This is a genomic window from Xanthomonas sp. SHU 166 (genome assembly GCF_000364685.1).
Classification (GTDB): Bacteria; Pseudomonadota; Gammaproteobacteria; order Xanthomonadales; family Xanthomonadaceae; genus Xanthomonas_A; species Xanthomonas_A sontii.
The window spans coordinates 1-7,001 of sequence record NZ_AQOJ01000050.1 but is presented as its reverse complement, the minus strand read 5'-3'; the positions used below and the strand labels follow the sequence as shown (position 1 = coordinate 7,001).

At 69.4% G+C, this 7,001-nt stretch carries 8 protein-coding genes and 1 pseudogene; 3 read left to right on the top strand and 6 right to left on the bottom strand.

The features are described 5' to 3' along the window. Nucleotides 1-327: pseudogene (locus D180_RS02305) on the bottom strand (hypothetical protein); the annotation flags it as partial. Between the two features lie 303 nt (nt 328-630). Here D180_RS02305 and D180_RS02300 point away from each other — a divergent pair. Further along, nucleotides 631-1,332 (top strand): response regulator transcription factor, encoded by a 702-nt coding sequence (locus D180_RS02300; protein WP_010340248.1) that lies wholly within the window; start codon nt 631-633, stop codon nt 1,330-1,332. Then, complete coding sequence (locus D180_RS02295; RefSeq protein WP_017911507.1) at nt 1,322-2,635, top strand: HAMP domain-containing sensor histidine kinase; 1,314 nt, start codon at nt 1,322-1,324, stop codon at nt 2,633-2,635. The genes D180_RS02300 and D180_RS02295 overlap by 11 nt, the downstream gene beginning before the upstream one ends. 10 nt (nt 2,636-2,645) lie before the next feature. Here D180_RS02295 and D180_RS02290 read toward each other — a convergent pair whose 3' ends face one another. The 5 genes from D180_RS02290 to D180_RS02270 all read right to left on the bottom strand — a co-directional run bounded on the left by D180_RS02290 (nt 2,646) and on the right by D180_RS02270 (nt 5,733). Then, on the bottom strand, nt 2,646-3,143 hold the full coding sequence (locus tag D180_RS02290) for a hypothetical protein (protein ID WP_017911506.1): 498 nt from the start codon (nt 3,141-3,143) through the stop codon (nt 2,646-2,648). A gap of 126 nt (nt 3,144-3,269) precedes the next feature. Further along, nucleotides 3,270-3,527, bottom strand: coding sequence for a cell division topological specificity factor MinE (gene minE / locus D180_RS02285; RefSeq protein ID WP_017910131.1), 258 nt, complete (start codon nt 3,525-3,527; stop codon nt 3,270-3,272). 2 nt (nt 3,528-3,529) lie between these two features. Next, nucleotides 3,530-4,339 (bottom strand): septum site-determining protein MinD, encoded by an 810-nt coding sequence (gene minD, locus D180_RS02280; RefSeq protein ID WP_010340244.1) that lies wholly within the window; start codon nt 4,337-4,339, stop codon nt 3,530-3,532. Nucleotides 4,340-4,375: 36 nt separating this feature from the next. Continuing rightward, entirely contained in the window at nt 4,376-5,137 is a 762-nt protein-coding gene (gene minC, locus D180_RS02275; RefSeq protein WP_017911505.1) for a septum site-determining protein MinC, read from the bottom strand. Between the two features lie 2 nt (nt 5,138-5,139). Next, entirely contained in the window at nt 5,140-5,733 is a 594-nt protein-coding gene (locus D180_RS02270; protein WP_017911504.1) for a GNAT family N-acetyltransferase, read from the bottom strand. Between the two features lie 140 nt (nt 5,734-5,873). On the opposite strand from D180_RS02270, the gene D180_RS02265 reads away from it, so the two are divergent. After that, on the top strand, nt 5,874-7,001 hold a 1,128-nt coding region (locus D180_RS02265), incomplete at its 3' end, for a sensor histidine kinase (RefSeq protein ID WP_017911503.1).

Sequence of the window (7,001 nt, the reverse complement as noted above, 5' to 3'; positions counted from 1 at the left end):
CAGCGGCAGCCGGTAGCGGCGGGCATCCGGACGGCGCCAGGCCCACACTGCCAGCGCGGCGGTCACCGCCCATGCCGCGGCGCTCAGCATCTTGCCGTCGTGGTGGATCAGGCTACGGGTCAGCGCCGCATCCTTCAGCGCCCACTGCCCGCCTTCCCAGCGATACAGCAGGTCGGCGATCCAGAAATCCCCACCCAGGCCCATCAGCACGCCACTGGCCAGCAGCACCAGCGCCAGCGGCACCCAGAGGTGGAAAAAATAGAAATGCCGGCGTGCGCCGAGGTGGGGCGCCGCCGCAGCGGACAATCGCAGGGGCGTACTGATCATGGTCGACGAAAGCGGCCAGGGACGGCGGGAAAGTGGGGGCATGGTCGGGTTGCCGGTGTCGGATAGCTGTCGGAACTGCCGGTGAGAGGGCCAGGGCTTCAGCGAAGGTTGCGCACCGCCGCACTGATGCAAGCGCCGGGCCACGCGTGCCGGTGGCCGGCGCGGAAGGCAGCCTGACGGCGCCGTGTTGGGATCCTTTCCAGGTTTTATTGAGATTCGATCAAGGCGCGCGGCCGTTCTGACTTCGTTCCGACACGCTTCCGCTAGCATGGGCAGGTCCGTCCCCCGAATTCGAGCGCGCCCATGCGGCTGCTGGTCATAGAAGACAACCGGAACCTGGTCGCCAACCTGTTCGACTACTTCGAGGTGCGCGGCCACACCCTGGACGCGGCGCCCGATGGCGTGACCGGCCTGCACCTGGCCACCACCCAGCGCTACGACGCGCTGATCCTGGACTGGATGCTGCCGCGCCTGGACGGGCAGCAGGTGCTGCGTGCGCTGCGCGAGGAGCACCATGCCGACGTGCCGGTGATCATGCTGACCGCGCGCGACGAGCTGCCGGACAAGATCGCCGGCTTCCGCGCCGGCGCCGACGATTACCTGACCAAGCCGTTCGCGCTGCCGGAACTGGAAGTGCGGCTGGAGGCGTTGCTGGTGCGCGCCAGCGGCCGCGGCCGCAGCAAGCTGCTGCGCGTGGGCGACCTGCAGCTGGACCTGTCCACGCTGGAAGTGACCCGCGGCGGGCGCACCCTGCATCTGTACCCGGCCTGTCGCAAGCTGCTGGAGGTGCTGATGCAGGCCAGCCCGGCCGCGGTTACCCGCGATCGCCTGGAGCAGGCGCTGTGGGGCGACGAGCCGCCGGACGGGGACATGCTGCGTTCGCACATCTACGACCTGCGCCGCAGCGTCGATGGCCCGTTCGCGGCCAAGCTGATCCACACCCTGCCGCGCATCGGCTACCGCCTGGCGGTGGTCGGTCCCCACGAGGGCGAGCATGCCGACTAGGGCCGGTCTGCGGCAGCGGCTGACCCTGTGGCTGGTGGGCTACGCGGCGCTGCTGTCGCTGGCGGTGTTCGTGCATGGCTACATCGTCAACGACCAGGCCGAGCAGCTCACCTGGCGTTCGTTGCTGACCTCCGAGCTGGACCACTTCCTGGCGCGCAGCGCGGCCGACCCGGACTATCGCTGGATCGACACCCGCACCGTGAGCCTGTACGGCGACGAGGGTGGCGCACCGCTACCGCCGGCAGTGACGGCGCTGGGTCCGGGCCTGCACGACGAAGTGCAACTGGAAGGCAGCGAGAAGGTGGTGCTGGTGCAGGACGTGCGCGGCCGTCGCCTGGCGCTGGCGCTGGACATCACCGAACTGCACGACCATGAGGACAACCTGGCGCTGTGGATGCTGGTATCCAACGCGGTGGCGGTGCTGCTGCTCGGCGCGCTGGTGGCGTGGGGCATGGGCCGGGTGGTGCAGCCGCTGATCGACATGGCCCAGCGCATCGGCAGCCTGCGCCCGGACCGGCCCGGGCAGCGCATCGAGGTGCATCCGCGCGCCAGCGCCGAGCAGGTGGTGATCGCCGAAGCGCTGAACGACTACCTGGCGCGCAACGACCTGTTCGTGGAGCGCGAGCGCGCCTTCATCGACAGCACCAGCCACGAACTGCGCACGCCGGTGGCGGTGATCGGCGGCGCCGCCGAGCTGGCGCTGGAGCAGCACGACGTACCGCCCAGCGTGCGCAACCAGTTGCTGCGCATCCGCCGTACCGCCAGCGGCGTCGGCCAACTCATCTCGCTGCTGCTGGTGCTGGCCAAGGATCCGGCGCGGATGGCGCGTGGCAGCGACCTGGTGCGGCTGGACCAGTTGCTGCCGGAGATCGTCGAGGACCACCGCCACCTGTGCGCGGACAAGCGTCTGGAACTGGCCCTGGCGCCGATGCCGCCGTGCGAGGTGGAGACGCCGCTGGCGATCCTGCAGGTCGCCATCGGCAACCTGTTGCGCAACGCCATCGAGAACAGCGACAAGGGGCAGATCCAGATCACGATGTTGGCGCCGGGCGTGGTCTGCATCGACGATCCCGGCCACGGCATGAGCCCGGAAGAGATCAGCGCGATCTACATGCGCATGGCGCGCGGCGGCGGCAGCCGCGAGGGCAGCGGCATCGGCCTGGACCTGATCGCGCGGCTGTGCGAGCACCTGGGCTGGGCGCTGCACCTGGATTCGCTGGCCGGCAGCGGCACCCGCGCGACACTGGACCTGAGCAGCGCGCTGAAGCGCCCCGGCGCGTCGCTGCCGTCGCCCGCGCCGTAAGGACGACGGGCTAGGCTTGCGCTGGCAGCAGCCCGCGTTGCGCCAGCCAGGCGCGCGCGTCGTCGGCGTCCTGCTCGAACCAGGCGCGGGTGGAACCCAGCCGGTAGGTGTAGCCCCAGGCGTCCATGTCCGCCATCAGCCGCGCACGGCCCACGCCGGGCAGGGCGTCGGCCAGCACGATCTGCAGGTAGCAGGTGGCGTCTTCCTCTTCCACCGAGTCGGTGGCGTCGGTATGCACCTGCGCGCGCCGCTGCGGCGGCAGCACGATCAGGTGGCAGGCTTCGTGCAGCAGCGAATGCACCGGCGTGTCGTCGCGCACGTAGACGTCGCTGGCGATCACCCCCGCTTCCGGCTCGCCCCAGTAGCTGCCGGGAATGGCGGCGCCGTCGGCGACGCGGTGCAGGGTCAGCCCATAGCCAGCCAGCAGCGCACGCGGCGCGTCCAGGCCGATCGTGCCCACGGTCAGCACCTGGGCGGCGGCAGCGGGAAGGGCGGCGTCGGTCTGCATTGTGTGGAGTTGGTCGGGATGGAAAAGGCGCGGCGGGCGCGCCCGATCACGGCAGGCACAGCGCGTCGCGGCGCCGGCCCGGATCGACGCGTCAGCCGCGGCGGCTGCCACGGCCGACGCGCGGCCTCAGGGCGTCGGCCCTTCCGGCAGGGCGACGGAGATGTCGAGCACGTCGTGCTCGCCGTCCTTGACCAAGTCCACCTTGACCGCGTCGGCGTCGATGTTGACGTACTTCTTGATCACTTCCAGCAGCTCGCGCTGCAGCAGCGGCAGGTAGTCCGGGCCGCCGCGCTGGCTGCGTTCCTGCGCGATGATGATCTGCAGGCGGTTCTTCGCGGTTTCGGCGGTGTTCTTCTTGGTCTTGAGGAAATCGAATAGTCCCATGCTCACCCTCCGAACAACTTGGTGAAGAAGCCCTTCTTCTCCACGGAGATGAAACGCATCGGACGTTCCTCGCCGAGGATGCGCGCCACGGCGTCCTCGTAGGCCTGGCCGGCCGGGGATTCGGCGTCCAGGATCACCGGCTCGCCCTTGTTGGAGGCATTGAGCACGTCGCCGGATTCGGGGATCACGCCGATCGCCTTCAGGCCGAGCACTTCCTCCACGTCGCCGATGCTGAGCATCTCGCCGGTTTCCACGCGCGCCGGGCTGTAGCGGGTCAGCAGCAGGAACGCGGGCAGGCTCTTGCCGCTCTCGGCCTTGTGGGTCTTGGAGTCGAGCAGGCCGAGGATGCGGTCGGAGTCGCGCACCGAGGACACTTCCGGATTGACCACCACCACTGCGCGGTCGGCGAAGTACATCGCCAGGAACGCGCCCTTCTCGATGCCGGCCGGCGAATCGCAGACGATGTAGTCGAAGCCGTCGGCGGCCAGGTCCTTGAGCACCTTCTCCACGCCTTCCTGGGTCAGCGCGTCCTTGTCGCGGGTTTGCGAGGCGGCCAGCACGAACAGGTTGTCGAAGCGCTTGTCCTTGATCAGCGCCTGCTTCAGCGTGGCTTCGTTGTGCACCACGTTGACGAAGTCGTACACCACGCGGCGCTCGCAGCCCATGATCAGGTCGAGGTTGCGCAGGCCCACGTCGAAGTCGATCACGGCGACCTTCTTGCCGCGTCGCGCCAGCCCGCAGGCCAGGCTCGCGCTGGTGGTGGTCTTGCCGACGCCGCCCTTGCCGGAGGTGACAACGATAATTTCAGCCAAAGGACTATCTCCTGATACGTTCGAGGTTGGGCCGCGTCAGTCTTGCGCGGCGATCATGATCTGGTCCTGCTCCAGCCAGACCTGGACGGCCTTGCCACGCAGTTCCTTGGGAATATCGTCCAGCACCTTGTAGTGGCCGGCAATGGCGACCAGTTCGGCGTGGAAATCGCGGCAGAAGATCCGCGCCTCGGTGTTGCCCTGGGCGCCGGCCAGCGCACGGCCGCGCAGCGTGCCGTAGATGTGGATGCTGCCGTCGGAGATCACCTCGGCGCCGGCGCCGACGGTGGCCATCACGGTCAGGTCGCAGTTCTCCGCGTACAACTGCTGCCCGGAGCGCACCGCGTTCTTCTGCATGCGCCCGGGTTGCGGCCGCGCCGCCGGAGCGGGCGGCGGCGGAGGCGGGGGCGGCGGCGAGACCGGTGTCGCCGCCGCAGCGGGCGCGCCGCCATCGAAACGTTCGTACTGCGCGCGGAACTTGGCCAGCAGCGGCAGACCCAGCGCCACCGACAGCTCCTCGATCTCGCGGGTGCCGTAGGCCAGCGCCACCGGCAGCACGCCGGCGTCGCGCAGCCCGTCCAGCAGCGCCTGCGCGGTGGCCACGTCCGGGGTCTGCGCCAGCCCGCCGAAATCGATGATCACCGCGGCACGGCCGAACAGCTTGGGCGCGCGCTGCACGCGCTCGCGCATCTCCTGGCTCAGCCGCGCCACGTCCAGCGTGCGCACGCGCAGATTGGCGATGCCGACCTGGCCGATCTTCAGTTCGCCGGCCTGCTCGAAGTCCAGATTCACCGACGACACGCTCAGGTCCCGGACGGGCGCTGCGCCCGCTGCAGACGATGGGCGTGGCCGGCCCAGGGCAGGTCGGGCAGGGTGTCGCCATAGGTTTCGCGCACCCAGGCGTAACTGCACAGATCCTTCAACAGCATGCTCGCACGCACCTCCACTTCGTTCATCGTGTTCTGGCCCACTTCGCGGAAACCGAAGCTGCCATGGAACAGCAGCGCCGCATCGGCGCCGTGATCCAGGAAAACCTCGCACGCCAGTTGCGGGTAGCGCAACTCGGCGTAGCTCTGCACGTCGGCGTAGAACGCCCGGCCGACGCCGCCGCCGCGGCGGCGGCTGGCCACCACGATGCGGTCGATATAGAAAAACTGCGGGTAGCGCTCGCGGAACCAGGCGAAGTTGCTGCTGTCGTGGTCGCTGTCGCTGCCGAAGCCGACCAGGAAGCCGGCCAGGTTGCCGTCGCGCTCGGCGACGCGGAAGTACTCTGCGGTTTCGTAGAAGCGGTGCAGCTTGGCCGAATCCAGCGGCAGGATCGCCAGTCCGGCGTTGTTGTTCAGGGCCAGGACCGAATCGAGCTCGTGCTCGCGCACGTCGCGGATGACGATCGACATTGAGACTCCATTGCTGATGCGCGCGCGGCCCCGTGCGGACCGCAGGGGCGGATTATCGCACGCGCGACCCGGGGCGGCGAGCCGCGCCGGCATGACTTCCGTGGGAGTGCAATGCGCGCCGTTCATCCTAAGATGGCTGCATGTTGGGATATCTCAGCCATACCCGCGTCCTGCGCTATGCCGGCCTGTTCACCTGGGCCGTCATCTGCATGCCGTTGCTGTACCTGTACTGGGAGCCGGTCGAGGAATCGGGACGGATGCCCAGCGGCGAGGTGTGGCTGCTGCTGACCAGCTACCTGGGCTTCGGCGTGGTCTATTTCCTGCTGACTCGGCGCCTGCACAGCGGCGACGGCGTGCGCTGGTACGACCGCGGCATGCTGGTGCTGCTGACCATCTGCGCGCTGGCGGTCGGCTACCTGCACCGCTCCGGGCTGGGCAGCATCCTGATGATGGTCGCGGCCGGGGTGATCCCCTGGCTGCTGCCGGTGCGCGCCGGCGTGGCCTGGCTGCTGCTGAGCCAGCTGGCGGTGCTGCCGGTGTACCTGACCATCGGCTTCCCGCCGTTCGAGGCGCTGATGCAGTCGCTGCTGTACGGCGGCTTTTCCATGTTCATCTTCGTCACCAGCCTGGTCGCGCGCCAGCAGACCCAGGCGCGCGAGGAGCAGCGCCAGCTCAATGCCGAGCTGCGCGCCACCCGCGCGCTGCTGGCCGAGAGCGCCCGGGTCAACGAGCGCACGCGGATCTCGCGCGAATTGCACGACCTGCTCGGCCACCACCTGACCGCGCTCAGCCTGAACCTGGAAGTGGCCGGCCACATCACCGAGGGCCGCGCGCAGGAGCACGTGCAGCAGGCGCATACCCTGGCCAAGCTGCTGCTGACCGACGTGCGCGAGGCGGTCAGCCAGTTGCGCGACAGCGGCGCGATCGACCTGGCGGCGGCGCTGCGGCCGCTGGCCGAGCGGGTGCCGTCGCTGCAGATCCATCTGCAGGTGGACGAGCCGCTGACCGTGGAGGATCCCGAGCGCGCGCACGTGTTGCTGCGCTGCACCCAGGAGATCATCACCAACGCGGTGCGCCACGCCCAGGCCGACAATCTGTGGATCGAGGTGCGCCGCGACGGCCCGCAGGTGGTGATCCAGGCGCGCGACGACGGCCGCGGTTGCGAGACCCTGGCCCCCGGCAACGGCCTGCGCGGCATGCGCGAGCGCCTGAGCCAGTACGGCGGCAGCCTGGACGTGGCGGCCGCGCCGGGTGCCGGCTTCCGCCTG

What these genes read in the sequence shown, in the direction of transcription:
- D180_RS02300 (WP_010340248.1), top strand. Translation starts at nt 631, where the DNA reads ATGCGGCTGCTGGTCATAGAAGACAACCGGAACCTGGTCGCCAACCTG.
- D180_RS02295 (WP_017911507.1), top strand. Translation starts at nt 1,322, where the DNA reads ATGCCGACTAGGGCCGGTCTGCGGCAGCGGCTGACCCTGTGGCTGGTG.
- D180_RS02290 (WP_017911506.1), bottom strand. Translation starts at nt 3,143, where the DNA reads ATGCAGACCGACGCCGCCCTTCCCGCTGCCGCCGCCCAGGTGCTGACC.
- minE (WP_017910131.1), bottom strand. Translation starts at nt 3,527, where the DNA reads ATGGGACTATTCGATTTCCTCAAGACCAAGAAGAACACCGCCGAAACC.
- D180_RS02270 (WP_017911504.1), bottom strand. Translation starts at nt 5,733, where the DNA reads ATGTCGATCGTCATCCGCGACGTGCGCGAGCACGAGCTCGATTCGGTC.